This window comes from Ornithinibacillus halophilus (assembly GCF_900129485.1).
GTDB lineage: Bacteria > Bacillota > Bacilli > Bacillales > Amphibacillaceae > Ornithinibacillus > Ornithinibacillus halophilus.
On sequence record NZ_FQVW01000016.1, the window covers coordinates 1 to 24,753 of the forward strand.

The window sequence follows — 24,753 nt, forward strand, 5'->3', positions numbered from 1 at the left end:
TAGCTACTAGAAGCAATGCTTCTAGGTTTTTTATAAAGAAAAACAGGGTTGCTTTTCTTCTTAACATACTGGTTGTTTTGTTCAGTTTTCAAAGATCAATTTTTGTCGTTTTTAGCGACAAGATATAATTTAACATGTTTTCAATTAGATGTCAATAACTTTTTTAAAAATCTATTTTGCCAATTGAATAACTTGTTTCATATCTGACAACAGAAATTAATATACCATACAGGAATTAGAAAATCAATGAAAAACATAAAAAACATTATTGGAATTATTTCCCTTTCTATTATAACCAAAGAATACTTCATATCATTGATTGGTTTTTCTTTTTGGTATATATTTTAAACACTCATGTTCATTACTAACACGCTTTAATAGTTGAAATAAGGTTTTATAACGATCTTTCATTGCACGCTTTACCATTTGGTCTATTCGGTGGTCATCCATATCTAAAAGTAATTCATCCAATTCTCGTTTAACTAAATACTCTAGTTCTTTTTGTTCTATATCATTAATCATTAGCCCTAACATCATAACCCACCTCAATTAGTATTACTAGACATTGTTTATGTAAAACATATTACTGATTTTTTTCCCATTAGAAATAGGTGTTTTTTAGCATATCCGTTATTCTTTTATCTATTCCCTTTCTATTATTTTTTTAACATTATTTTCATCAAAGCTAGTACATATTTTCCTTTATTAAACATAGGTATGTATTAGGACATGCAGTTCTATAGAAGGAGGGTAACGAGGTGGAGCATTTTTATGTCTTACGATTTAACAAATGGAAGCGATGGTTATTAATTGTGGTTTTTGCACTGTTTACAGCTTCATTTTTATGGTTTGAAAGGGATGGGGCATTTTCTATTTTTACTAATGAAGAATCAGTTGCACTTACAAAGGGGAATGCAAATGAACCGGATATTGCCCTGACATTTAATATCAGTTGGGGGGAAGAAAAAGTATTCGATATATTAAAGCAGTTAGAACAAAATCAAGTTCAAGCTACCTTTTTTGTGAGTGGTGAATGGGCAGAACGTCATCCAGATATTTTAAAAGAAATATCAGAAGCGAATCATGAAATTGGCATGTTGGGATATCGTTATAAAAGTTATCTAAATCAAGAAATTGACCAAGTAAGAAAAGATTTAACTTTAGCAAAAGAAACATTTAATAAACTTGGTTACAAAGATTTAGATCTTGTTCGTGCACCTAATGGTCATTTTAATGAAGAAATTATAAAGTTAGCTGAGGAACAAGGTAATACAGTCATTCATTGGAATGTGAATCCAAATGATTGGCAAAATCCTGGAACCCAATTAGTTATTGATCGTGTTATGAATGAAACTACGAATGGGGATATTATATTGTTACACGCTTCAGACTCTGCAAAACAGACAGCAGATGCTCTCAAAACAATATTACCTGGATTAAAAAACAAGGGGTATAATTATGTAACAATTTCAGAGCTCATTAACCAAGCCCATGCCGAGTCAAAAATAGTTGAATAGTTGCTATACTTGGATAGGTGCTGGGCACTGCTATACTTTCATGTATTTTATTCGAAGTAATTTCCTAATGACATAAAAAAGGTGGGAATCTCCCACCTTTTTTAAATGATAAGATACTATGCTTTTTGAAGTCTATGCAATGTTATTAACTGATACGCATTACAAATCAATAAAGGAACGATCATTAGCCAAGCATAGTCGCTCCCTTCTGCTCGTAAAGCAGGAACCCATTCTACAGTTGTTATTACAACCATAAAGAATAGTGCAGGGATAAATGCCGTTTTATTTGTTTCTTTAGCTTTAATTTTTGCTACAATCCAACTAATAATAAATAAACCAGCTGTCATTACTATAAACCAAATAATTGAAACTTCGCCTTCTGAAGCATTATATGGAAAATATACTAGATCAAATAAAATAAATGCGATTAATAAGACTTGTACAGTTGGCCAAAAGGAACGAAACAAACCTAAACCAAATCGATGGATAAATAAATAAGCAAAAAAGCCAGTCTGACTAACAACGCTCGCCAATAAACCAAAACCAAGATAAAACAATACTAATCCTATTAACTCCATTCCATTAAATGGGTTCATGTTTTCTGCATATATACCTGGGTTAACAAAAAAGCTTGTCAATAGTCCTGCTATCCCACCAAGTAATAATGTTCTCCAAAATAATCGTACCACTTTTTGAGTGTTCACTATATTTTCCTCCTAGATGTTCTCTATACCATAAGTTTGCATACTATTTCACGTATTCTTCTATCCATATGTATTTTAACATGTCTACATCCTTTTTTCCTTCATCAAGTGCATAGTTTTGATATTTTTCACTCATATTAACGATAAGTGGAAGGAGGTTGTCACAATGCTACGTATCTTATCGTTCATAACCTTTACCTTCTTAATTGGTATTCTAAGTGCATGTGGTGGTGAAGCTGCCAAAAGTGAAGGTGACTATGATACAACTAAGAAAATGGTTGTCGATATATTACAAACCGAAGACGGAAAAAAGGCACTTCAAGAAATATTAGCTGATGAGAAAATGCAAGAAAAACTCGTAATTGAATCTGAGGTTGTTCGCACATCCATAGAGGAAGCCTTAGCTTCAGACAAAGGGAAAGATATGTGGAAAAAGCTTTTCGAAGACCCCAAATTTGTTGAAAGCTATGTTAAATCCATGGAAGAAGATCAAAAGAAAATGATGAAGGACCTCTTAAAGGATTCAGAATACCAAAAACAAATGCTTGAATTAATGCAGAACCCTGAAATAAAAGACCAAATAGTACAAACATTAAAAGGACAAGAATTTCGCGCACACCTTGAAGAAACCATTCAACAGACATTTGAATCTCCTCTTTTCCAAGCCAAGATACAAGACATACTATTAAAAGCTGCCGAGGAACAAGGACAAGGAAGTGGTGGTTCAGGTGGCAGTGGTGGTAGTGAATCTGGTGGTGAATCCGGGGGCGATTCTGGTAAAGAAGGTGGTGGCGAATCTGGTGGTGGTGGCGGTGGTGGTTAAATACCCTACCAAAATCAGTTATCCTATAGGAAAAGCTAAGGCAACTTTAAAATCTATGCCTTAGCTTTTTTCATTCTTATTCTTCTACTTTAGCTATCACTTTAGCAGCCATCTTATGGTATTCTTTTCCAAGTGGATGATCTTCTTGGTATACAGATGGTGCGAAAACATCCTCGTCTTCATATGGCTGTTGCAAAGGTAGTTGGCCTAATACTTTCGTTTTCAAAACCTCTGCTAATTTTTGACCGCCGCCACGACCGAATACAAATTCTTTTTCTCCAGTAGTTTTACTTTCAAAATATGCCATATTTTCAACAACACCCAAAATTTCATGCTCGGTCTTTATTGCCATTTGTCCTGCACGAGCTGCTACGAAAGCGGCAGTTGGATGTGGCGTTGTTACAATTACTTCTTTACAAGTTGGTAGTAATTCATGAACATCCATAGCAATGTCACCTGTTCCAGGAGGTAAATCGAGCAATAGGTAGTCTAAGTCGCCCCATTCAACTTCCTTAAAGAAGCTATTTAACATTTTACCAAGCATAGGTCCACGCCATATAATTGGTGAATTATCTTCAACAAAGAAGCCCATAGAAATTACTTTTACACCAAAGCGCTCAACAGGGATAATTTTTTCACCACGTACTTGCGGGCGTTCCTCTACCCCCATCATATCAGGAATACTGAAACCATAAATATCAGCATCAATGATTCCTACTTTTTTGCCAAGACGCATTAATGCCATGGCTAAATTAACAGTAACGGTTGATTTCCCAACTCCACCCTTACCACTTGCAACAGCAATAAAGTGTGGATTTTTAGAGCCACCCATAAGTGACTGTTCTTTTGCTTGATCAACGGCTGGTTGGAATTTTTGAATGACTTCATCAGGCAGTTGTTCAAAACGAAGCCCAACAGTAGTCGCTCCATTTTTCTTAAGAACACCAACTAATTCTTGTTGTAACTGCATTTGCTCTGCAGTATTTGTCTTTCCGATGGCAACTTTAACACTAATATGCTTCTTTTCTTCTTTTATGGTTATTTCCTTTATGCCACCAGTTTCCTCAAGCGTTCTATGTAAAAACGGATCTTTTATAGGATTTAATAACTTTATAACATCTTCTTTAGTTAACATCTATGTCACCTTCCTTTTCCTAGCTATGAATTATACACATATACCTAAGTATTAACATGTCCATGGCTAGTATAACATAAATCACAGAAAATCTAAGTGATATGAATCATGGAAGGGGTTACTTTTCTTCTACTCGGAATCTTCTGGTTCCTCTGTAACATACCGAAGAATTCCTTCATAGATGCTAGCTGCCATCTTTAGCTGATATTCATCCTGCTTCAATAGATTTCTTTCCTCCACATTTGAAAGAAACCCTATTTCAACAAGAGCTCCTGGTATTTTTGCATTTTTCAGTAAGTATAAGTTATTCATTGCTAAAGGTGATCGCTTCGTGTTTTCCATATTTCGTATAATTTCTGCTTGGACCATTTTAGCTAAATGCTTACTTTCCTCCGATTTAGGATAGTAAAATGTTTGTGCTCCACGCCATTTTGTTGATGGTGTTGCGTTAAGGTGTAGCGTAATAAATAAGTCTGCATCTTTTTCATGAATAAATTCCATTCGCTTTCGAATATCCTCTACTTTTCGCTTTGAAAGACCTTTTGTTTCTTCAGCCGCTAAATCCTTATCTGTTTCTCTTGTTAAATATACTATTGCTCCAGTTTGCTGCAGATAATTTTGTAACTTTTTTCCCACTTCAAGAGCTATATCTTTTTCCAGTGTATCATCTTTTCCCACAGCTCCACCATCTGCTCCACCATGACCAGGGTCAATTACAATCGTTTTTCCCGATAATGGTAGTGACCATCCCGTTGTCTGTTCATTATCAGACTTCGGTATAGGATACTGAATCATATAAAGTAATAAAATTAGTCCCAATCCCCATAAAAATGCTTTCCCGTATCGCTGCATAATACTCGCCCCTTATTAAAATACTATCTTGCATTTATTTTATGGGACGAGCCTTTAAAGTATGACTGTTTCTCCCCTCTAAAAGAAATCTGGGAAATATGGCTTTTGATCTGATATAGTTGCATCCAACTTTTGAATTTCATCTAAAGAACCTTTTAATTGTCCAATTCGATATAAATCTACTGGCCTTACAAAATTAAGCATCATGGCAGTCAACTGCTGAATTGTGCAATATATCCCCTTACTATGGTCTTGATATGGAAGAACAGTAATATTAGTTGTGGTAAGTTGATACGTCTTTGTATTATCTGGAAAAAAGTCGTCCTTAACATGTAGTGTAATACCATTTGTCGAATTCAAAAATGGGTATTCCTTCAAAAACTGATGCACATCAGTGATTCGCGCCATAAAATATGGTTCTATTTTTTGTTCAAACCTAGGTTCATCAACTAATAATGGTAATAGGTCATTTTCAGGTACCGTCATTTTTACTTCCTTTGCCATTGAATCATGATTCGCTATAAACTCTAGCAAGATGTTCCAACCATTGTTTGAAGTGTAAGCAAAATCGTGAACATGAAATACATTCTCTTTTACTTCATATTGAATGTATCCGACTGGCCGTTTTTCAAGATTATAGGCAACACCTATATAGGATTTATCTTTTATTACTCGCTGATTCCACCAACGTTCATCACGTACGAGTGCCCCATTATATGTTTTAGCATATTCCTCATAAATAGAATTTATCGTTTGATAATCAAATGGTTTTGTACGCACGTAGCCACTTGCATCCCATTTCTTTCTTAATTTATCTACTGGAATGGTATACAACTTTTCATTAAAAGTAATCTCCCAGCCATATTTTCTATAAAATGAAACAGAAAATGGTTGCAAAAAGGATATAATTTGCCCATTGTTTTTCATGTGATGCAATGCATGAGACAAAAGTTCTTTAACCATTCCGCCTCTTCTATATTCCGGCCATGTAGCAACAGAACTTATCCCACCCATATTAATCTTCTTGTCACCTAGATAGATTGAAAGTGGAATAAGGTGCAGTTTAGATGCAATATGATCTCCATCCATGTTCCCCCAGATAATATGTCTCCATGCTTCTGCTTTCTTTTTATGTAACTCTTCATCTGATAAATGATATTGAAAAGCAAATTGAGATAAAGCAAATACTTCCTTATAATCTGTTTCAATATTTAACATTTTGATCATAGATTTCCTCCTAACTCCTTTCCATTTACATTTCATATAAAAATAGTATATACAAAAAGACTCCCAACCATAATGATTGAGAGCCTTTGTAAAGTTTTATAAGATTAACGTTTTGAGAACTGAGGTGCACGACGAGCGCCTTTAAGACCGTATTTCTTACGTTCCTTCATGCGTGCATCACGAGTTAAGAATCCTTCGCGTTTTAGAGAAGAACGATATTCTGGATCTGCTTCTAATAACGCACGAGCAACTCCGTGACGAATTGCACCAGCTTGACCAGTGAATCCTCCACCATGAACATTAACGATAACGTCATATGTTCCTTCAGTTTCTGTAGCCTTTAATGGCTGGTTAAGAATTAGAAGTTGAGTTTCATATGGGAAATAGTCTTTTGCATCGCGACCATTAATTGTAACATTGCCATTGCCTGGTACTAGACGTACACGAGCAGTTGAGCTTTTACGACGACCTGTACCGTAGTATTGTACTTGTGCCAATTGATTAACCTCCTTTTAATTATCCACGAAGTTCGTAAACTTCTGGTTTTTGTGCTTGTTGATTGTGTTCAGAACCTCTATATACGTGCAGTTTCTTACCCATTTTACGGCCTAGTGGACCTTTTGGAAGCATGCCTTTAATTGCAAGCTCTAACATTTGTTCAGGGTATTTTGTACGCATTTCGTCTGCAGTACGTTCTTTTAATCCACCTGGATGTCCTGAGTGACGGTAGTATTTCTTGTCACTTAATTTGTTTCCAGTTAGTTCGATTTTTTCAGCGTTAATAATAATTACATAATCACCAGTATCAGTATGTGGAGTGTAAGTTGGTTTGTGCTTTCCGCGAAGGATCGCAGCAACTTCACTTGCTAGACGACCAAGACGTTGGCCTTCAGCATCCACAACAAGCCATTTGCGTTCAATATTATTTTCATTTGCCATGAAAGTTGTGCGCATGATTGGTTTCCCTCCATTTTTTAAATAAATCAAGTTTCGTATTTCTATATTTCAAACACAATTAGTTCCGGGGCTAATCGCGGTTTTTAGAAATAAAATGCCATAGACCATAATATATCAATTAAGGGATAAAGTCAAGTAACTGAGGAATATTTTCTAGTGAAAATAAAACCTAATAGGCAACTATGAACTCCCCTAATCCATTCTAAAACATTTCAGTGAAAATGTCGATATTACCCGGGAAATGTCTATTCTTGTTTATACTTCACATTCCATAAATGTAAGCCTTGCGGGGGTGCAGTCACTCCCACGAAACGGCGATCTTTCTTCTCCAACAAGAATTTTATATCTTGTGGTGTTAATTTTCCCTGTCCTACATCTAACAAGGCACCAATGATGATTCGAACCATATTATATAAAAATCCGTTTCCTCGAAGAATAAATTCTAGTTCATTTTCTTTTTTACTAAATGAAACTTCATATAAATGGCGTACTTTACTTCCTTTTGCAGTTGATTTGGCAGAAGAAAATGACGTGAAGTCATGTGTACCTTGAAAGTACCGACATGCTTCTTCCATCGCTATTAAATCTAGTTTATAAGGAAAATAGTAAGAATAGTTTCTTTTAAATACGTCCTTCTCTGGTCCATTAATAATATAATAACGATATTCCTTCTCTATAACATCATATCTAGCATGAAAGTCACTTGGAACTTCTTTAATCGCATTAACATAAATATCATTCGGCAAAAGAGCATTTAAAGCCTTTTTCCAACTTTCCGTGGATAACTGGAATTCAGTCTCAAAGTGTAATGACTGAACTTTAGCATGGACTCCAGTATCTGTTCTACCAGATGCATGAACTCTTATAGATTGTCCTTTATGGACTTTTGTTAGTGCTTTTTCAATCTCATCCTGCACTGTACGCTTGCCGGGTTGGACCTGATACCCTGAGAAATTTGTACCGTCATAGCTAATAATGCAATTTATTCTCCTCATGGCCCATCCCCCCTATTTAATAAGTTCTCAATAAAAATAGCCCTATAATGACACAAGTAAATAATAGATATACCCATATATCGATCGATTGAATTTTTAACAGACGTAGTTTTGTACGACCTTCACCACCACGGTACCCTCTTGCTTCCATTGCCATCGCTAATTCCTCAGCACGTTTAAAGGCACTGACAAACAAAGGGACTAAAAGTGGAACTACAGCCTTTATACGCTCCTTAAGAGGCCCTGTACGAAAGTCTACTCCTCTAGAACTCTGCGCCTTGGATATTTTCTCTGTTTCTTGCATCAGTGTTGGTATAAACCTTAAAGAGATTGACATCATTAAGGCTAATTCATGCACAGGAAATTTTATTTTATTTAGTGGTGCCAACATATCCTCAATAGCATCCGTAATTTCAATAGGTGTTGTAGTTAATGTCAATAGAGATGTAAACAAAATCAATAGGAAAAATCGTAGTGAAATTGCAACTCCCTGGATAACACCACCAGAATATATTTCCCATCCAAAAAGATTAAAAAGTACTGTTCCATCTTTCGTTACGATTAAATGTAGCGAAAATGTAAAAATGATTAAAAACCATACTGGAGTTAATCCTTTAAGGATAAACTTTAAAGGAATTCTTGTAATAAAAGTAGTAATAAGAGCAAATGCTGTCAAGATTCCGTAACTGCCAACTGAGTTAGCGAAGAAGACAAATATAACGAAAAAGAAGATTATTGTAATCTTTGTTCTTGGGTCAATACGATGAACAAAAGAATTTCCTGGGACATATTGTCCAATTATCATATATTCGTTCACTAGGACTCAGCCCCCTTAAGCAGGTGCTGCATTTGAACTGCTAGTTTTTGAACACTTTGACGTTCATATGGTATCTTCATTCCGAAACGTTTTTCAAAGGCTAATAGAAACTGTATCATTTCTGGTACGTCCAGATTTACTTTATTTAATGCTTTTTGATCAGAAAGCACTTCCTCTGGTTTTCCTTCCATATACTTGTTCCCTTTATTTAAAATAATGACATGATCAGCATATTTCACAGCGTCTTCCATACTGTGTGTAACCAATACTGTTGTTAAGCCTTGTTTCTGATGTAAGTCATAAAACATATCCATTATTTCTTTTTGACCACGTGGGTCCAGTCCTGCTGTTGGTTCATCTAAGACTAAAACTTTTGGTTTCACCGCTAGTACTCCCGCAATTGCCACCCTTCGCATTTGTCCCCCACTTAAGTCGAAAGGAGAGCGTTCAAGCATCTCTTTTGGAAGTCCAACTGCTGGTAGTATTTCTTGAATTCGACTTTGAATTTCACTCTTTTCTACCCCAAAATTCTCTGGTCCAAATGCAATATCCTTTTCAACGGTTTCCTCAAATAACTGATGCTCCGGATACTGAAAAACAATACCCACTTTACTTCTTAGTTCCTTTATATTTCTTATCTTTTTATCATTTGATAAGTGATAATCGCCAATTGTCACTTCACCTTTAGTCGGCTTCACTAACCCATTAAGATGTTGTAACAAAGTAGATTTTCCTGATCCTGTATGTCCAATGATGGCCACAAATGAACCTGATGTTATATGGAAAGATATATTATCTAAAGCTTTATGAGCAAAGGGAGAGTTTTCTTGATAGATGTAGCTTACATCTTTGAATGTAATGTCCATAAGTCCTCCAATAATTCTTCGTGATTTAATGGTTCATCATGTATAGCTATTCCTGCTTGTACTAATTCATCTGCTAAAATAGCAACAAAAGGAACATCTAAACCAATCTTTCTAAGTTCATCCTTCTTTGTAAAGATCTCCCTAGGTGTAGCTTCATCCCATATAACTCCAGCATTCATAACAATAACTCGTTCTGCTTGAACAACTTCTCTTAAGTCGTGGGTAATTGTAATTAAGGAAAGTTTCTTATTCTCCTGTACCTTTGATACGGTATTCATGATTTCTGTTCTACCTTTAGGATCCAGCATAGCTGTTGCTTCATCTAAGATAAGTACTTTAGGTGCAATTGCTAAGACACTAGCAATTGCAACTCTCTGCTTCTGTCCCCCAGACAATCGGTGTGGTTCTGTTTGTCGATAGGCATGCATTCCAACTGCCTGTAATGAATCCTCAATTTGTTTAACCATTACTTCTCTTGGAAAACCACGGTTCTCCATACCAAAAGCCACATCATCTTGAACGGTAGTTCCGACAAATTGGTTATCAGGATTTTGAAAGACCATCCCTACCTCTTTACGAATATCCCAGATCGATTCTTGATTCACTTGTTCCCCATTAATATAAATTTCTCCTTCTTGAGGAAATAACAATCCATTCATTAATTTTGCAATAGTAGATTTTCCAGAACCATTATGGCCTATTATCGCAACCCATTCATTTTCATAGATTTCGAATGAACAGTTCTTCAAAACCCATGGCCCCTCATCTTCGTATCTAAACGACACTTCTCTAAACTCTATGATCTTTCTTCTCATGTGAACTACCTCCTATACTCACTCGTCTCTTAGCCAAGGTTTTGATTTCTTTCATGTAAATTATTGTACAACTAATTTGTGGGAATGTTAACTCAGTGGAATGATATAAGGGGAAAATTTCTCAAGAAAATGGTTCGAAGCATAGTCAGATTCTATTATCAAGAAACATTGACTATGCTTGTCGCCTTTTCGCGCTCTCCATGAATGGTATCGTACTATACTTGATCCACTCATCTCAAAAAGCACTTATATTTAATTTAGACAGAGATGAAACAAACGATATTACTAGATATAGCTTGAACAGCCACCTACGCATTTCGCCGCTGACCAAGTCCTCTACGCCTTTCTACTGTCTAGCTTCGGCTCCTAGAAGCTACCGTCATAAGCGATGGGCGCTCCAAGCGCGTAAAACCACGCGCTTTCCGACCCCTCACTTATGCGTCCGCTTCTAAGCAGTCGCCTACGCTTTTCGTTTTTATAAAAAAAGGGCAGAGATTCACCTCGGAAGAGATTCTGTCCTGCCCTTACGTATTAGAAGATTAAACTAGTTCTATGATTGCCATTTTGGCTCCGTCACCTTGGCGTTCACCTAGTTTAAGTACTCGTGTATATCCACCCTGACGATCTTCATAACGTTTTGCAACATCATCAAATAACTTTTGAAGAACGCTATCTTCTTCGCTAGCTTCTTTGTTATATAAGAATGCTGCTGCTTGACGGCGTGCGTGAAGGTCTCCACGTTTACCTAATGTAATCATTTTCTCAACAACAGATCTTAATTCTTTTGCTTTAGCTTCTGTTGTTTCGATGCGTTCATGAATGATTAAATCAGATGCTAGATTACGAAGTAAAGCCATACGTTGGTCTGTTGTACGTCCTAATTTTCTCATGGACTTATCCCTCCCTTTCTCGAGAATCTAAAGATGTCTGTACCTGTTAGTCGTCTTTACGTAGCCCTAAGCCTAAATCTTCTAGTTTTACTTTAACTTCTTCTAGTGATTTACGACCTAGATTACGAACTTTCATCATATCTTCTTCAGACTTATTTGAAAGCTCTTGAACTGTATTGATGCCAGCACGTTTTAAGCAATTATAGGAGCGAACAGAGAGATCAAGTTCTTCGATTGTCATTTCCATGACTTTCTCTTTTTGATCTTCCTCTTTTTCTACCATAATCTCTACATTTTGTGCCTCATCGGTTAATCCAACAAAGATATTTAAGTGTTCAGTATATACTTTTGCTCCTAAAGAAACAGCTTCTTCCGGACGTATACTACCGTCAGTCCAAACATCTAATGTCAGTTTATCGTAGTTAGCACTTTGCCCTACACGTGTGTTCTCAACTTGATAAGTTACACGTGTCACAGGTGTGAAGATGGAATCAATCGGAATAACACCAATAGGTTGGTCATCCTTCTTGTTCTCATCAGCTGGGCGATAACCACGACCGCGTTCAGCGGTTAATTTCATATGCAAGTTACCTTTGCTATTAAGAGTAGCTATAGGTAGATCTGGATTTAATACTTCTACGTCACTATCATATGTTAGATCTGCAGCCGTAACTTTTCCTTCTCCCTGCACATCAATTTCTAATGTTTTTGTTTCATCAGAATAGATTTTAAGCGCAAGTTTTTTCAGATTCATAATAATCGTTGTTACATCTTCAACGACACCATCAACTGTAGAAAATTCGTGTAGCGCTCCATCAATTTGTACTGATGTAACAGCAGCACCTGGAAGTGAGGATAGTAGGATACGACGCAAGGAGTTTCCTAGTGTAGTACCATAACCACGTTCTAGCGGCTCAACTACAAATTTCCCAAAAGTAGCGTCCTCGCTAATCTCTACCGTTTCAATTTTTGGCTTTTCAATTTCGATCATTCCACAATACCCTCCTTAAAAACGTCGAAACCCCGGTTAGATGGGGAAATCGGTATTACGTCATCACTAGACGCAAAGCACCAGTTACCCATTTTACAGGAAATGCAATTGCATTGTTCTGCAACAAAATAGTCTAACCGAAATTCCTCAAATAGGCAGTTGGCGTTTCTGCACTATTTCATTTTATCGTACTCTTTTGTCAATGCGATGCTGTATAGTAAGGCCAATACATCCTACACAACGATCTTCAAATATGAGATCCCTTGTTTCCATGTAAAATTGAACCTACGATTTTTACTTTATACGTGTAAAAACTCTCTACATATACTTTTAGCCATCATAACCCATTATAGACAGGGTGACAAATTATATACGCTAAAAATTAAACACGACGACGTTTTGGTGGGCGGCATCCATTATGTGGAACTGGAGTTACATCTTTAATTGCAGTAACTTCAAGGCCAGCTGCTTGTAGAGAACGAATTGCTGCTTCACGTCCAGCTCCAGGGCCTTTAACAGTTACTTCTAAAGTTTTCATACCATTATCTACTGCAGTTTTGGCAGCAGTTTCTGCAGCCATTTGTGCAGCAAATGGAGTTGATTTACGAGATCCTTTAAAACCTAATGCACCTGCTGAACTCCAACCAATAACGTTACCTTGTACGTCAGTGATTGTTACAATTGTATTGTTAAATGTAGAACGGATATGTGCTACACCAGTTTCCACATTCTTTTTCACGCGGCGCTTACGAGTGTTTGTTTTACGTGCCATTAATCAGCTTACCTCCTTCTTATTATTTTTTCTTGTTAGCCATTGTACGACGTGGACCTTTACGAGTACGTGAGTTGTTTTTAGTCTTTTGTCCGCGTACTGGTAAACCACGACGATGACGAAGACCTCTATAAGACCCAATCTCAATCAAACGTTTAATGTTAAGTGAAACTTCACGACGAAGATCACCTTCAGTTGTATATGCGTCAACTACTTGACGAATTTTACCCAATTCATCTTCAGTTAGATCGCGTACACGAGTATCCTCAGAAACTCCTGCTTCTTCAAGGATTTTCTTTGCAGAGCTGTTTCCAATTCCATAAATATATGTTAATGAAATAACTACACGCTTATCACGTGGAATATCTATACCTGCAATACGTGCCATAGAGTGTTGCACCTCCTTATTAATTAGCCTTGTTTTTGCTTGTGTTTAGGGTTTTCGCAAATCACCATTACTTTACCTTTACGCTTGATGACTTTGCATTTTTCACATATTGGTTTAACTGATGCTCTTACCTTCATCATTTTACCTCCTTTTATATTAGGAGCACTTATTTATAACGGTACGTGATTCGTCCTCTTGTTAAATCATACGGAGATAGTTCTACCGTTACCTTATCACCAGGTAAAATACGGATGAAATGCATACGGATTTTACCAGATACGTGTGCTAAGACCGTATGGCCATTTTCAAGCTCTACATTAAACATTGCATTTGGCAATGTTTCCGTTACGGTTCCTTCCACTTCAATTACATCGTCTTTCGCCATCGTGTTGATCTCCCTTCTTCAAATCAGTCACAATCTCACTTACAAATTTGGTTATGGCAAATCGTAATTTTCCATTTGTGACACGACCAGTTTCTAGAAGGCTGTTTTGGACTTCCGGAGACGTATAATCCATAACTTCAATATGATGTAAATTCTTTTTCTTTGGTCGATCATATTTACGTTTTTCCCCATCTGCCAGCAAGACATACCGATCGTCAATAATTTTTATGACAACCATATATTGACCAGCTTCACGCCCTTGCATTATACGAACAACTTGACCTATTCGTGGAATCGAATCATCTTCGCTCAACAACCATCACCTTCACTTAGGCTTATTATTCCTTAAAATATAAGGTTTATTGTTAAAAAACATGTGATGCCACGCGCTTCCGTTCATAAAGTTGCATCTACTCACTGAAGTATTCTATTTATAATCTCTATCTAACATGTCAGCTATACAGTTCACAGCTTATTTTTCGATAGTTAATTGAATATCTTCAAATACTTTATCAATCTCTTGATCGCCATTTACAGTAACAAGGTATCCCTTTTCATCGTAAAAGTCGAGTAACGGTTTAGATTGTTCGATGTTTACAGCTAAACGGTTTTTTACTGTTTCAGCAGTATCATCATCCCGTTGAATTAATTTAGAGCCATCTTTATCACAAATACCTTCTTCTTTAGGAGGATTGTAGATAAGGTGATAGGCCTTACCACATGCTGGACAAATACGACGACCCGTTAAGCGCTCCACTAAGATTTCTTCTGGTACACTAACATGGATTACATGATCAATGGATTGACCCATATCATTTAGAAGTGATTGTAAACTTTCTGCTTGCGCAATTGTTCTTGGGAATCCATCTAACAAGAAACCATTTTTACAATCATCTTTACTTAAACGCTCTTTGACAATTCCAATAGTAACTTCATCCGGAACTAGTTCACCTTGGTCCATAAAGCTTTTTGCCTTATTTCCCAAATCCGTTCCTTCTTTAATTGCTAAACGGAACATATCTCCTGTTGAAATATGAGGGATGTTATATTTCTCGTTTATTTTCTCAGCCTGAGTACCTTTACCAGCACCAGGCAGACCCATTAGAATTAAATTCAACAGTATACCCTCGCTTTCATTGGCAGCAGATTATTACTTAATAAATCCTTTGTAGTGACGTTTCACTAACTGACTTTCTAGTTGTTTCATTGTCTGTAGCGCAACACCTACAACGATTAGTAAACTTGTGCCACCGATTTGTACTGCTTGAGGTAGATTAGCAAGACCACCTAATATAATAGGCAGAACAGAAACTGCTGCTAAGAAAATAGAACCTACAAATGTTAAGCGATACATAACACGAGTTAGGTATGTTTCTGTATTTTTACCAGGTCGGATTCCTGGAATATATCCACCTTGTTTTTGTAGATTTTCAGCCATTTGTTCTGGATTAACTTGAACAAAAGTATAGAAATATGTGAACGCAATAATTAACGCTACATAAATCACCATACCAATAGGCTGCGTATAGTCAAAAATCATTTCAATAGTTGAGGCAACATTACCTTCGAAGAAACTAGCAACAGTTCTTGGTGCAATAATAAATGCAATAGCAAAGATTACTGGAATAACCCCTGCAGCATTAACTTTTAATGGTAAATGTGCAGAATGTCCACCAACCGGGGAACGGTTTACTAATTTTTTCGCATATTGAATTGGAATTTTACGTAATGCTTGTTGAATGAAAATAACACCGACAGTTACCGCAATTACAACTAGTGCAATTAATAGTACGATTACGATGTTAATAAACAGCTCATCACCGGGATCATTGAAGTATTGAACGAATAACTGTTGTACACCATTTGGTACAGCAGCAACAATACCCGCAAAGATTAAGATGGAAATACCATTTCCAACTCCATTCGCTGTAATTTGTTCACCTAACCACATTAAGAAAGTCGTTCCACTCGTTAACACAAGCGCAATAACTAAGAATTTAACGGGATCAGGATCAGCAATTAACATACCGCCTGCCATCGCATTGAATCCGATAGACATAGCAATTGCTTGAACGAATGCAAGAACAACGGTACTGTAACGAGTGACTTGAGCAAGTTTCTTACGACCCATTTCACCTTGTTTTTTCCATTCAGCAAATTTTGGTACAACATCCATTTGCAATAACTGCATGATAATGGATGCCGTAATGTAAGGCATAATTCCCATTGCAAATATGGAGAAGTTTTGCAATGCCCCACCACCAAATGTATTCAAGAATCCAAAAACATTTTGTTGATTCATAAAATCAATAGCATTTTTATCTGTGAAAGGCACTGGAATAAACGTGCCTAGACGGAATACAATTAACATAAGCAATGTAAATATGATCTTCCGTCTAATGTCACCTACGCGCATAAAATTGGAGATTGTACGGAACATTAAATCACCTCTACTTTACCGCCCGCTGCTTCAATAGCTTCCTTCGCTGAAGCAGAGAACTTATGAGCTTTAACTGTTACTTTCTTTTCGACAGAACCATTTCCAAGTACTTTTAGACCTGCTTTTAAGTTCGATACGATACCTTCTTCTAGTAATAGCTCAGGTGTAATTTCTGTGCCTTCTTCAAAACGATTTAGTGCATCTAGATTCACAATTGCATACTCTTTACGGTGGATATTAGTGAAACCACGTTTTGGTAAACGTTGGAATAATGGCATTTGTCCACCTTCAAACCCTGGACGTGTGCCACCACCAGAACGTGCTTTTTGACCTTTATGACCGCGTCCGGAAGTTTTACCGTTTCCAGATGACATACCACGACCGACACGATTACGATTTTTGCGAGTTCCTTCTGATGCCTTCAATTCATGAAGTTTCATGCAAGCACCTCCTCTTTACGCTTAGTATTTATTAAACTTCTTTAACCGTTACAAGATGAGCAACTTTTTCTACCATCCCGCGAATAGCAGGTGTATCCTCATGAACAACGGTTTGACGAATTTTTTTCAAACCTAATGCTTCAACAGTTTTTGTTTGTTTTTCTTTTGAACCAATAACACTGCGCGTGAGGGTGATTTCTAATTTTTTAGACATAGTGTTTCCCTCCTTATCCTAACAGTTCTTCTACAGACTTTCCACGTAGTTTTGCAACGTCTTCTGCGCGCTTAAGGTTTGTTAAGCCATTGATAGTTGCACGAATCATGTTAATTGGTGTGTTAGCACCTAATGATTTCGTCAAGATGTCACCAACACCAGCTAATTCTAGCACCGCACGAACCGGTCCACCAGAGATAACTCCAGTACCTTCTGTAGCTGGTTTCATTAATACGTTACCAGAACCAAAGCGTCCATGAATCTCATGCGGAATAGTAGTCCCTACGATTGGTACTGTAATTAAGTTTTTCTTAGCATCATCTACAGCTTTTTTAATAGCGTCTGGTACTTCTTGTGCTTTACCTGTACCGAAACCTACGTGACCATTTTTATCACCGATAACTACTAATGCAGCAAAGCGGAAACGACGTCCACCTTTTACAACTTTCGCTACACGGTTAACTGCTACTACACGTTCTTCAAGATCTAATTTGTTCGGATCAATTACGTTATTCATGTGTAAGGTTTCCCTCCTTTATCGATTAAAATTCAAGACCTGCCTCACGGGCAGCATCTGCTAAAGCTTTTACACGTCCATGATAAAGGTAGCCTCCGCGATCGAACACAACCGATTTAAAACCTTTATCTTGGGCACGTTTTGCGATTAGTTCTCCGACTTTAGTCGCAGCATCTACGCTTCCAGTAGATTCAACATTAAGTTCTTTATCTACTGTTGATGCACTTACTAATGTAACTCCTGCGTTATCATCAATTAATTGTGCATAAATGTGTTTATTTGAACGGTATACGTTTAAACGAGGACGTTCTTGTGTTCCTACTAAATTCTTACGAACACGCGCGTGTCTTCTTTTACGTGATACATTTTTGTCAGGTTTTGTGATCATTTAGGTCACTCCTTTCTCGCCTAACTAACCTTACTTAGCAGTTTTACCTTCTTTACGACGTACATATTCGTCAACATAACGAATACCTTTTCCTTTATAAGGCTCTGGTGGGCGAATCGCTCTAATGTTCGCTGCAATCGCACCAACTTTTTCTTTGTCAATTCCTTTAACAATTACACTAGTGTTTTTCGGAATATCAATTTCGATACCATCAATCGGATCAATTTCTACTGGATGAGAGTACCCAGCATTGATAACTACTTTGTTACCTTGCTTTTGCGCACGGTAACCAACACCTATAATCTCAAGTTGTTTTTCGTATCCTTTAGATACTCCCTCAACCATGTTAAAGATTAGGCTACGAGTAGTTCCGTGTAGTGAACGATGTTCTTTATTGTCAGATGGACGTTCTACTGTAACTACATTATCTTCTACAACGATTTTCATTTCGCTGTGAAGTTCTCTTGATAGTTCACCTTTAGGTCCTTTTACTGTAACAGTATTTCCGTTAAGTTTCACTTCAACACCACTTGGAATTTCAATTGGTTTTAATCCTATACGAGACATTCCATGCACCTCCTTGAGTTAAAATATTAATTACCAAACATATGCAAGGACTTCTCCACCAACAGCTTGTGCACGTGCTTCTTTATCAGATAGTACACCTTTAGATGTTGATACAATAGCAATACCTAAGCCATTTAGTACACGTGGTACTTCACCAGCTTTAGCATAGACACGTAGTCCTGGTTTACTGATACGTTTGATTCCTGTAATTACTCGTTCTTCGTTTACACCGTACTTAAGGAAAATACGCAGAACACCTTGTTTGTTATCTTCAACTAATTCATAATCACGCACAAAACCTTCACGCTTTAGAATATCAGCAATTTCTTTTTTCATTTTAGATGCTGGAAGTTCCAACTTTTCATGTTTAACCATGTTTGCGTTACGAATACGAGTAAGCATATCTGCGATTGGATCTGTCATAACCATTAAATATTACCTCCTTCCCGAATCGGGGTTTACCAGCTTGCTTTTTTGACACCAGGAATTTGACCTTTATAGGCAAGTTCGCGGAAACAAATACGGCAAAGTTTAAATTTACGAATTACAGAATGCGGACGGCCACAACGTTCACAACGAGTATATTCACGAACTTGATACTTTTGCGTACGTTTTTGCTTCGCAATCATAGATTTTTTAGCCACAATTTTCCCTCCTTGTACTAGCTCTTAGCTTATTTTTGGAAAGGCATGCCTAGCTGAGCTAAAAGTTCACGTGCTTCTTCGTCAGTATTAGAAGTAGTTACAATAACAACATCCATACCACGAACTTTATTTACTTTATCGTAATTAATTTCTGGGAAAATTAGTTGTTCTTTAACACCTAATGTGTAGTTACCACGGCCATCGAAAGCTTTTTTAGAGATTCCACGGAAGTCACGTACACGTGGTAGTGAAACCGCAATTAGCTTTTGAAGGAATTCATACATGCGCTCACCACGAAGGGTAACCTTTGCACCGATAGGCATTCCTTCACGAAGACGGAATCCAGCAATTGATTTTTTAGCGCGTGTAATCATTGGTTTCTGACCAGAAATCAAAGATAGTTCTTCTACTGCGTTATCAAGCGCTTTTGAGTTTTGTACTGCGTCACCAACACCCATGTTGATTACGATTTTCTCAATAGCAGGTACTTGCATAACAGAATCATAGTCAAATTTATTCATTAAAGATGGTACTATTTCATCTTGGTATTTTTGTTTTAATTGGTTCATCTTGTCGCCCTCCTTTCACAGCACAAATTATTTATCTAATGCTTCTCCGGATCTTTTAGCGATACGGACTTTCTTGCCGTCACGCTCTTCATATCCAACACGAGTTGGTTCACCGGATTTAGGGTCTAATGGCATTACATTAGAAACATGGATTGGCGCTTCTTGGTTAAGAATACCGCCTTGTGGATTTTCTTGAGATGGTTTTGCATGTTTTTTAACCATGTTAATACCTTCAACAAGAACACGATCTTTTTTAGGATATGCTTCTAATACAGTACCTTCTTTACCACGGTCTTTACCGGAAATCACTTTAACTTTGTCACCTTTTTTTACGTGCATACTTGGCGCACCTCCTTACAAGGCTTTTCATAAATGCTTATAATACTTCTGGAGCTAGAGATACGATTTTCATGAATTTTGCATCACGTAATTCACGTGCAACAGGACCGAAGATACGAGTACCTCTTGGACCTTTATCATCACGCACGATTACAGCTGCGTTTTCATCAAAACGAATGTATGATCCATCTTTGCGACGTACACCTGATTTTGTGCGTACGATGACAGCTTTAACAACTTCACCTTTTTTAACAACGCCTCCTGGTGTTGCTTGTTTCACAGAACAAACGACAACATCACCAATGTTAGCAGTTTTACGTCCAGAACCACCCAATACTTTGATCGTAAGTAATTCACGAGCACCAGAGTTGTCTGCAACTTTTAAACGAGTTTCTTGTTGAATCAACGTTTGCGACCTCCCTTCGGATACCTTTCCGAGCGAACTTTATTATATAATTACCGCTTCTTCAACGACTTCTACTAGACGGAAACGCTTAGTTGCTGATAGCGGACGAGTTTCCATGATGCGAACGATATCACCAGTTTTTGCTTGGTTATTTTCATCATGAGCTTTGAATTTCTTAGAGTATTTAACACGTTTACCATATAATTTATGGAATTTGTAAGTTTCAACTAAGACAGAAATAGTTTTATCCATTTTATCTGAAACTACACGACCTGTGTATACTTTACGATTATTACGTTCAGTCATTATGAGGCTAACCTCCTCTCATTATCAGTTATTTACGCTTAGTTCACGTTGACGTATAACAGTTTTCATACGAGCAATAGTTTTTCTTACTTCACGGATACGTGCAGTATTTTCTAATTGACCTGTTGCAAGTTGAAAGCGCAAATTAAATAGTTCTTCTTTTAATGATTTAACTTTTTGTTCAATTTCGGCAGTGGTTAGTTCTCTGATTTCATTAGCCTTCATTGATTTCACCACCAATTTCTTCACGTTTTACGAACTTAGTTTTAACCGGAAGTTTATGAGAAGCAAGACGTAATGCTTCACGTGCAACCTCTTCAGGTACACCTGCGATTTCAAACATAATTTTTCCTGGTTTTACAACTGCTACCCATCCTTCAGGAGCACCTTTACCAGATCCCATACGTACTTCTAATGGTTTTGCAGTATAAGGCTTATCAGGAAAGATTTTGATCCAAACTTTACCTCCACGTTTCATATAACGTGTCATAGCGATACGAGCAGCTTCGATTTGACGGCTTGTAATCCAAGAAGCTTCTGTTGCTTGTAAACCATATTCTCCAAATGCAACAGTAGTACCACCTTTTGCACGACCTCTCATTTTTCCACGATGTTGTCTGCGATATTTAACGCGTTTAGGCATTAACATATGAAATGTGCCCCCTTCCTTATTTGTTATCCGTTTTAGTTGGAAGGACTTCTCCACGATAAATCCACACTTTGATACCTAACTTACCATAAGTAGTATCAGCTTCTGCTGTTGCATAGTCAATATCAGCGCGAAGTGTGTGTAATGGAACTGTACCTTCACTATAGTGTTCCGCACGAGCGATATCTGCGCCACCTAGACGACCAGATACTTGAGTTTTAATCCCTTTAGCTCCTGCACGCATAGCACGTTGGATAGCTTGCTTTTGTGCACGACGGAATGAAATACGATTTTCTAATTGACGAGCAATGTTCTCTGCCACTAATGATGCGTCAAGATCAACTTTTTTGATTTCAACAATATTAATGTGAACACGTTTGCCAGTCAATGCGTTTAATGATTTACGTAGAGCTTCTACTTCTGAACCGCCTTTACCAATTACCATACCAGGTTTACCAGTATGAATTGTAATGTTTACACGGTTAGCTGCACGTTCGATTTCAATAGAAGAAACAGCAGCCGTTTTTAGACGGTTTTCAAGATATTCTCTGATTTTAATATCTTCGTGTAGTAAGTCTGCATAGTCTTTGCCTGCATACCATTTAGACTCCCAGTCTTTAATGATACCAACGCGAAGACCTGTTGGATTTACTTTTTGACCCACTGACTATCCCTCCTTCTTTTCTGTTACAACCACTGTAATGTGGCTAGTGCGCTTGTTAATCTTGCTTGCACGTCCTTGTGCGCGTGGACGGAAACGTTTTAAAGTAACACCTTCGTTTACGAATGCTTCAGAAATCACTAGATTGTCTGTGTCCATTTCGTAGTTGTGTTCTGCATTTGCAATAGCAGATTTCAAAACTTTTTCTACGACTGGAGAAGCACCGCGTTGAGTGTGACGTAAAATAGCAATGGCTTCACCAACATCTTTTCCTCGGATTAAATCGACGACTAAACGTACTTTACGAGGAGCAATGCGAACTGATTTCGCTACGGCTTTAGCTTGCATGTGGAGTGCCTCCTCTCATTAGCGTTTTGTTTTCTTGTCATCCGCTGCGTGCCCTTTATACGTACGGGTTGGCGCGAATTCACCTAATTTATGTCCGACCATATCCTCTGTAATATATACAGGTACATGTTTGCGTCCATCATATACAGCAATTGTATGACCTACAAATGTTGGGAAAATCGTTGAACGACGAGACCAAGTTTTAATAACTTGTTTCTTGTCTGATTCATTTAACTCATCAATCTTTTTCAATAGATGATCATCTGCAAAAGGTCCTTTTTTCAAGCTACGACCCATGGATAAACCTCCTTTCAGAGTTCAAAAAATCTAATTATCTAATTCATCCGTTTATCGCTTATTTTTTACGTTTACGAACGATATATTTATCTGAAGCTTTGTTACGTTTACGAGTCTTGTAACCAAGCGTTGGTTTACCCCATGGTGACATTGGTGACTTACGTCCGATTGGTGCGCGTCCTTCACCACCACCGTGTGGGTGATCGTTCGGGTTCATAACAGATCCACGTACAGTTGGGCGTTTACCTAACCAGCGAGAACGACCTGCTTTACCAACACGGATTAGTTCGTGTTCAATATTACCAACTTGACCTACAGTTGCGCGACAAGTAGATAAGATTAATCGAACCTCACCTGATGCTAAACGAACAAGTGTGTATTTTCCTTCACGTCCTAGAATTTGAGCTTCTGCACCAGCAGAACGAGCAAGTTGTGCACCGTTACCTGGTTTTAATTCTACGTTGTGAATAATAGTACCAACTGGAATATTAGCTAATGGAAGTGCATTCCCTAGTTTAATATCCGCATTTTCACCAGATTCAATTTGTTGTCCTACTTTTAATCCTTTAGGAGCAATAATATAACGCTTTTCACCGTCTACATAGTTGATTAATGCAATGTTAGCGGTACGGTTTGGATCATACTCGATTGTAGCAACGCGTCCTGGTATACCATCTTTATCGCGTTTAAAGTCAATAATACGATATTGACGCTTATGACCGCCACCTTGATGACGAACCGTCAATTTCCCTTGGTTGTTACGTCCACCACGTTTAGATAATGGAGCTAATAGGGATTTCTCCGGAGTATCTGTAGTGATTTCAGCAAAATCAGATACAGACATGTTACGTCTACCATTTGAGGTAGGTCTGAATTTTTTAATCGCCATCTTGTTTTCCCTCCTTCTCTTTACTTATTCTTAACCTTCAAAGAAATCTAGGTCTTTACTGTCCTCTGAGAGTTGAACAATTGCTTTTTTGCGATTTGGGCGAAAACCACCGTAACGTCCCATACGCTTAAATTTACCTTTTAGATTCATTGTGTTTACTTTCATTACTTTCACACCGAAGATTTCTTCAACAGCATCTTTGATTTCTGTTTTATTCGCTTTTGTACTTACTTCAAATGTGTACTTTTTCTCTGCCATCAAGTCAGCAGAATGTTCAGTAATGACAGGGCGCTTAATGATATCACGTGCATCTTTCATTATGAAAGCACCTCCCCTGCTTTTTCAGCTGCATCCTTAGTTAAGATCAGCTTGCCATGCGATAGCAAATCTAGTACGTTAACTTCTTCTACTGTAAGAACTTTAACGCCTTGTAAGTTATTTGCTGAACGGATAACATTTTCATCTTTGTCAGTTGTAACGATTAATGCTTTTTCATTAACGTTTAATGCAGCTAGCATTTTAACAACTTCTTTAGTTTTAGGACCATCGAATGATAAGCTCTCTAATACTACAATATTTTCTTCTTGTGTTTTAGAAGATAAAGCAGATTTAAGTGCCAAACGGCGAACTTTTTTAGGTAATTTATAGCTATAGGTACGTGGTGTTGGACCGAATACAGTTCCTCCACCTACCCATTGTGGTGAGCGAATAGACCCTTGACGCGCACGTCCAGTACCTTTTTGACGCCACGGTTTACGTCCTCCACCTCGTACTTCAGAACGGTTTTTAACAGCATGTGTTCCTTGACGTAAAGACGCACGTTGCATAACTACTGCTTCATGTAATACATGTGTATTTGGTTCAATGCCGAATACCGCATCGTTTAATACAACATCACCAGCTTGTGAACCATCTTGTTTAAATAGTGCTACTTTAGGCATGACA

Annotated in this window: 41 protein-coding genes; 2 read left to right on the top strand and 39 right to left on the bottom strand. The window is 37.5% G+C overall.

Annotation, left to right across the window (positions count from 1 at the left end):
- Positions 1-312: 312 nt before the first annotated feature.
- Positions 313-534 carry a hypothetical protein gene (locus BUB12_RS08285; RefSeq protein ID WP_072889939.1) on the bottom strand — a complete coding sequence of 74 codons (222 nt, stop codon included), beginning with the start codon at positions 532-534 and terminating at the stop codon, positions 313-315.
- A 224-nt stretch (positions 535-758) separates the two neighbouring features.
- Here BUB12_RS08285 and pdaB point away from each other — a divergent pair, with 224 nt between their 5' ends.
- Positions 759-1,517: a polysaccharide deacetylase family sporulation protein PdaB gene (pdaB, locus tag BUB12_RS08290; RefSeq protein ID WP_072889941.1), complete on the top strand. Its 759-nt coding sequence runs from the start codon at positions 759-761 to the stop codon at positions 1,515-1,517.
- A gap of 116 nt (positions 1,518-1,633) precedes the next feature.
- Here pdaB and BUB12_RS08295 read toward each other — a convergent pair whose 3' ends face one another.
- Positions 1,634-2,221: a KinB-signaling pathway activation protein gene (locus tag BUB12_RS08295; RefSeq protein WP_072889943.1), complete on the bottom strand. Its 588-nt coding sequence runs from the start codon at positions 2,219-2,221 to the stop codon at positions 1,634-1,636.
- A gap of 166 nt (positions 2,222-2,387) precedes the next feature.
- On the opposite strand from BUB12_RS08295, the gene gerD reads away from it, so the two are divergent.
- A complete protein-coding gene (gene gerD / locus BUB12_RS08300) occupies positions 2,388-3,044 on the top strand; it encodes a spore germination lipoprotein GerD (protein WP_072889945.1) in 657 nt (218 codons plus the stop codon).
- A gap of 76 nt (positions 3,045-3,120) precedes the next feature.
- Here the strand turns inward: gerD and BUB12_RS08305 are convergent, their stop codons facing one another.
- From BUB12_RS08305 to rplD, 37 genes are all read right to left on the bottom strand, one after another.
- A complete protein-coding gene (locus BUB12_RS08305; protein WP_072889947.1) occupies positions 3,121-4,179 on the bottom strand; it encodes an Mrp/NBP35 family ATP-binding protein in 1,059 nt (352 codons plus the stop codon).
- Between the two features lie 129 nt (positions 4,180-4,308).
- Entirely contained in the window at positions 4,309-5,031 is a 723-nt protein-coding gene (cwlD, locus tag BUB12_RS08310) for an N-acetylmuramoyl-L-alanine amidase CwlD (RefSeq protein WP_072889949.1), read from the bottom strand.
- A gap of 78 nt (positions 5,032-5,109) precedes the next feature.
- Complete coding sequence (locus tag BUB12_RS08315; protein WP_072889951.1) at positions 5,110-6,258, bottom strand: GNAT family N-acetyltransferase; 1,149 nt, start codon at positions 6,256-6,258, stop codon at positions 5,110-5,112.
- 104 nt (positions 6,259-6,362) lie between these two features.
- Positions 6,363-6,755, bottom strand: coding sequence for a 30S ribosomal protein S9 (gene rpsI / locus BUB12_RS08320; protein ID WP_072889953.1), 393 nt, complete (start codon positions 6,753-6,755; stop codon positions 6,363-6,365).
- Between the two features lie 19 nt (positions 6,756-6,774).
- Positions 6,775-7,212, bottom strand: coding sequence for a 50S ribosomal protein L13 (gene rplM / locus BUB12_RS08325; protein ID WP_072889955.1), 438 nt, complete (start codon positions 7,210-7,212; stop codon positions 6,775-6,777).
- 248 nt (positions 7,213-7,460) lie between these two features.
- Entirely contained in the window at positions 7,461-8,210 is a 750-nt protein-coding gene (gene truA, locus BUB12_RS08330) for a tRNA pseudouridine(38-40) synthase TruA (protein WP_072889957.1), read from the bottom strand.
- Positions 8,211-8,226: 16 nt separating this feature from the next.
- On the bottom strand, positions 8,227-9,027 hold the full coding sequence (locus tag BUB12_RS08335; protein ID WP_072889959.1) for an energy-coupling factor transporter transmembrane component T family protein: 801 nt from the start codon (positions 9,025-9,027) through the stop codon (positions 8,227-8,229).
- The gene (locus BUB12_RS08340; RefSeq protein ID WP_072889961.1) at positions 9,027-9,893 is read right to left on the bottom strand and encodes an energy-coupling factor ABC transporter ATP-binding protein; all 867 of its coding nucleotides are present in this window, start codon (positions 9,891-9,893) and stop codon (positions 9,027-9,029) included. Before BUB12_RS08340 ends, BUB12_RS08335 begins: the two co-directional genes overlap by 1 nt.
- Positions 9,869-10,708 carry an energy-coupling factor ABC transporter ATP-binding protein gene (locus tag BUB12_RS08345; RefSeq protein WP_072889963.1) on the bottom strand — a complete coding sequence of 280 codons (840 nt, stop codon included), beginning with the start codon at positions 10,706-10,708 and terminating at the stop codon, positions 9,869-9,871. Before BUB12_RS08345 ends, BUB12_RS08340 begins: the two co-directional genes overlap by 25 nt.
- Before the next feature lie 539 nt (positions 10,709-11,247).
- On the bottom strand, positions 11,248-11,598 hold the full coding sequence (gene rplQ / locus BUB12_RS08350) for a 50S ribosomal protein L17 (RefSeq protein ID WP_072889965.1): 351 nt from the start codon (positions 11,596-11,598) through the stop codon (positions 11,248-11,250).
- Positions 11,599-11,644: 46 nt separating this feature from the next.
- The gene (locus tag BUB12_RS08355; protein WP_072889967.1) at positions 11,645-12,589 is read right to left on the bottom strand and encodes a DNA-directed RNA polymerase subunit alpha; all 945 of its coding nucleotides are present in this window, start codon (positions 12,587-12,589) and stop codon (positions 11,645-11,647) included.
- Between the two features lie 382 nt (positions 12,590-12,971).
- Entirely contained in the window at positions 12,972-13,361 is a 390-nt protein-coding gene (gene rpsK, locus BUB12_RS08360) for a 30S ribosomal protein S11 (RefSeq protein WP_072889969.1), read from the bottom strand.
- Positions 13,362-13,383: 22 nt separating this feature from the next.
- Positions 13,384-13,749, bottom strand: a complete 366-nt coding sequence (gene rpsM / locus BUB12_RS08365; RefSeq protein WP_072889971.1) for a 30S ribosomal protein S13 — start codon at positions 13,747-13,749, stop codon at positions 13,384-13,386.
- A gap of 23 nt (positions 13,750-13,772) precedes the next feature.
- The gene (gene rpmJ / locus BUB12_RS08370; protein ID WP_010095733.1) at positions 13,773-13,886 is read right to left on the bottom strand and encodes a 50S ribosomal protein L36; all 114 of its coding nucleotides are present in this window, start codon (positions 13,884-13,886) and stop codon (positions 13,773-13,775) included.
- A 29-nt stretch (positions 13,887-13,915) separates the two neighbouring features.
- Positions 13,916-14,134 (bottom strand): translation initiation factor IF-1, encoded by a 219-nt coding sequence (gene infA, locus BUB12_RS08375; RefSeq protein ID WP_010095735.1) that lies wholly within the window; start codon positions 14,132-14,134, stop codon positions 13,916-13,918.
- On the bottom strand, positions 14,112-14,447 hold the full coding sequence (locus BUB12_RS08380; protein WP_072889973.1) for a KOW domain-containing RNA-binding protein: 336 nt from the start codon (positions 14,445-14,447) through the stop codon (positions 14,112-14,114). The genes infA and BUB12_RS08380 overlap by 23 nt, the downstream gene beginning before the upstream one ends.
- 159 nt (positions 14,448-14,606) lie before the next feature.
- A complete protein-coding gene (locus tag BUB12_RS08385) occupies positions 14,607-15,251 on the bottom strand; it encodes an adenylate kinase (RefSeq protein ID WP_072889975.1) in 645 nt (214 codons plus the stop codon).
- 33 nt (positions 15,252-15,284) lie between these two features.
- Positions 15,285-16,574 carry a preprotein translocase subunit SecY gene (gene secY, locus BUB12_RS08390; RefSeq protein ID WP_072889977.1) on the bottom strand — a complete coding sequence of 430 codons (1,290 nt, stop codon included), beginning with the start codon at positions 16,572-16,574 and terminating at the stop codon, positions 15,285-15,287.
- Positions 16,574-17,014 carry a 50S ribosomal protein L15 gene (gene rplO / locus BUB12_RS08395; RefSeq protein ID WP_072889979.1) on the bottom strand — a complete coding sequence of 147 codons (441 nt, stop codon included), beginning with the start codon at positions 17,012-17,014 and terminating at the stop codon, positions 16,574-16,576. Before rplO ends, secY begins: the two co-directional genes overlap by 1 nt.
- Positions 17,015-17,045: 31 nt before the next feature.
- The gene (rpmD, locus tag BUB12_RS08400; RefSeq protein ID WP_072889981.1) at positions 17,046-17,228 is read right to left on the bottom strand and encodes a 50S ribosomal protein L30; all 183 of its coding nucleotides are present in this window, start codon (positions 17,226-17,228) and stop codon (positions 17,046-17,048) included.
- 13 nt (positions 17,229-17,241) lie between these two features.
- Positions 17,242-17,745, bottom strand: coding sequence for a 30S ribosomal protein S5 (gene rpsE, locus BUB12_RS08405; protein ID WP_072889983.1), 504 nt, complete (start codon positions 17,743-17,745; stop codon positions 17,242-17,244).
- Between the two features lie 25 nt (positions 17,746-17,770).
- Positions 17,771-18,133 (bottom strand): 50S ribosomal protein L18, encoded by a 363-nt coding sequence (rplR, locus tag BUB12_RS08410; protein WP_072889985.1) that lies wholly within the window; start codon positions 18,131-18,133, stop codon positions 17,771-17,773.
- Between the two features lie 30 nt (positions 18,134-18,163).
- Positions 18,164-18,700, bottom strand: a complete 537-nt coding sequence (gene rplF, locus BUB12_RS08415) for a 50S ribosomal protein L6 (protein WP_072889987.1) — start codon at positions 18,698-18,700, stop codon at positions 18,164-18,166.
- Between the two features lie 30 nt (positions 18,701-18,730).
- Positions 18,731-19,129, bottom strand: a complete 399-nt coding sequence (gene rpsH / locus BUB12_RS08420; RefSeq protein ID WP_072889989.1) for a 30S ribosomal protein S8 — start codon at positions 19,127-19,129, stop codon at positions 18,731-18,733.
- A gap of 29 nt (positions 19,130-19,158) precedes the next feature.
- Entirely contained in the window at positions 19,159-19,344 is a 186-nt protein-coding gene (locus tag BUB12_RS08425) for a type Z 30S ribosomal protein S14 (RefSeq protein WP_072889991.1), read from the bottom strand.
- Positions 19,345-19,373: 29 nt separating this feature from the next.
- Positions 19,374-19,913 (bottom strand): 50S ribosomal protein L5, encoded by a 540-nt coding sequence (gene rplE, locus BUB12_RS08430; RefSeq protein ID WP_072889993.1) that lies wholly within the window; start codon positions 19,911-19,913, stop codon positions 19,374-19,376.
- Between the two features lie 27 nt (positions 19,914-19,940).
- On the bottom strand, positions 19,941-20,252 hold the full coding sequence (rplX, locus tag BUB12_RS08435; RefSeq protein ID WP_072889995.1) for a 50S ribosomal protein L24: 312 nt from the start codon (positions 20,250-20,252) through the stop codon (positions 19,941-19,943).
- A gap of 37 nt (positions 20,253-20,289) precedes the next feature.
- The gene (gene rplN, locus BUB12_RS08440; protein ID WP_072889997.1) at positions 20,290-20,658 is read right to left on the bottom strand and encodes a 50S ribosomal protein L14; all 369 of its coding nucleotides are present in this window, start codon (positions 20,656-20,658) and stop codon (positions 20,290-20,292) included.
- A gap of 42 nt (positions 20,659-20,700) precedes the next feature.
- Positions 20,701-20,964: a 30S ribosomal protein S17 gene (rpsQ, locus tag BUB12_RS08445; protein ID WP_072889999.1), complete on the bottom strand. Its 264-nt coding sequence runs from the start codon at positions 20,962-20,964 to the stop codon at positions 20,701-20,703.
- A gap of 24 nt (positions 20,965-20,988) precedes the next feature.
- Positions 20,989-21,189, bottom strand: a complete 201-nt coding sequence (rpmC, locus tag BUB12_RS08450) for a 50S ribosomal protein L29 (protein ID WP_072890001.1) — start codon at positions 21,187-21,189, stop codon at positions 20,989-20,991.
- Positions 21,179-21,613 carry a 50S ribosomal protein L16 gene (rplP, locus tag BUB12_RS08455; protein WP_072890003.1) on the bottom strand — a complete coding sequence of 145 codons (435 nt, stop codon included), beginning with the start codon at positions 21,611-21,613 and terminating at the stop codon, positions 21,179-21,181. Before rplP ends, rpmC begins: the two co-directional genes overlap by 11 nt.
- Before the next feature lie 19 nt (positions 21,614-21,632).
- A complete protein-coding gene (rpsC, locus tag BUB12_RS08460; RefSeq protein WP_072890005.1) occupies positions 21,633-22,277 on the bottom strand; it encodes a 30S ribosomal protein S3 in 645 nt (214 codons plus the stop codon).
- A gap of 3 nt (positions 22,278-22,280) precedes the next feature.
- The gene (gene rplV / locus BUB12_RS08465) at positions 22,281-22,622 is read right to left on the bottom strand and encodes a 50S ribosomal protein L22 (RefSeq protein WP_072890007.1); all 342 of its coding nucleotides are present in this window, start codon (positions 22,620-22,622) and stop codon (positions 22,281-22,283) included.
- An 18-nt stretch (positions 22,623-22,640) separates the two neighbouring features.
- Entirely contained in the window at positions 22,641-22,919 is a 279-nt protein-coding gene (gene rpsS, locus BUB12_RS08470; protein ID WP_072890009.1) for a 30S ribosomal protein S19, read from the bottom strand.
- A 58-nt stretch (positions 22,920-22,977) separates the two neighbouring features.
- A complete protein-coding gene (rplB, locus tag BUB12_RS08475) occupies positions 22,978-23,808 on the bottom strand; it encodes a 50S ribosomal protein L2 (RefSeq protein ID WP_072890010.1) in 831 nt (276 codons plus the stop codon).
- 30 nt (positions 23,809-23,838) lie between these two features.
- Positions 23,839-24,126: a 50S ribosomal protein L23 gene (gene rplW / locus BUB12_RS08480; protein ID WP_072890011.1), complete on the bottom strand. Its 288-nt coding sequence runs from the start codon at positions 24,124-24,126 to the stop codon at positions 23,839-23,841.
- Complete coding sequence (gene rplD / locus BUB12_RS08485; RefSeq protein WP_072890012.1) at positions 24,126-24,749, bottom strand: 50S ribosomal protein L4; 624 nt, start codon at positions 24,747-24,749, stop codon at positions 24,126-24,128. Before rplD ends, rplW begins: the two co-directional genes overlap by 1 nt.
- Between the last annotated feature and the right edge of the window lie 4 nt (positions 24,750-24,753).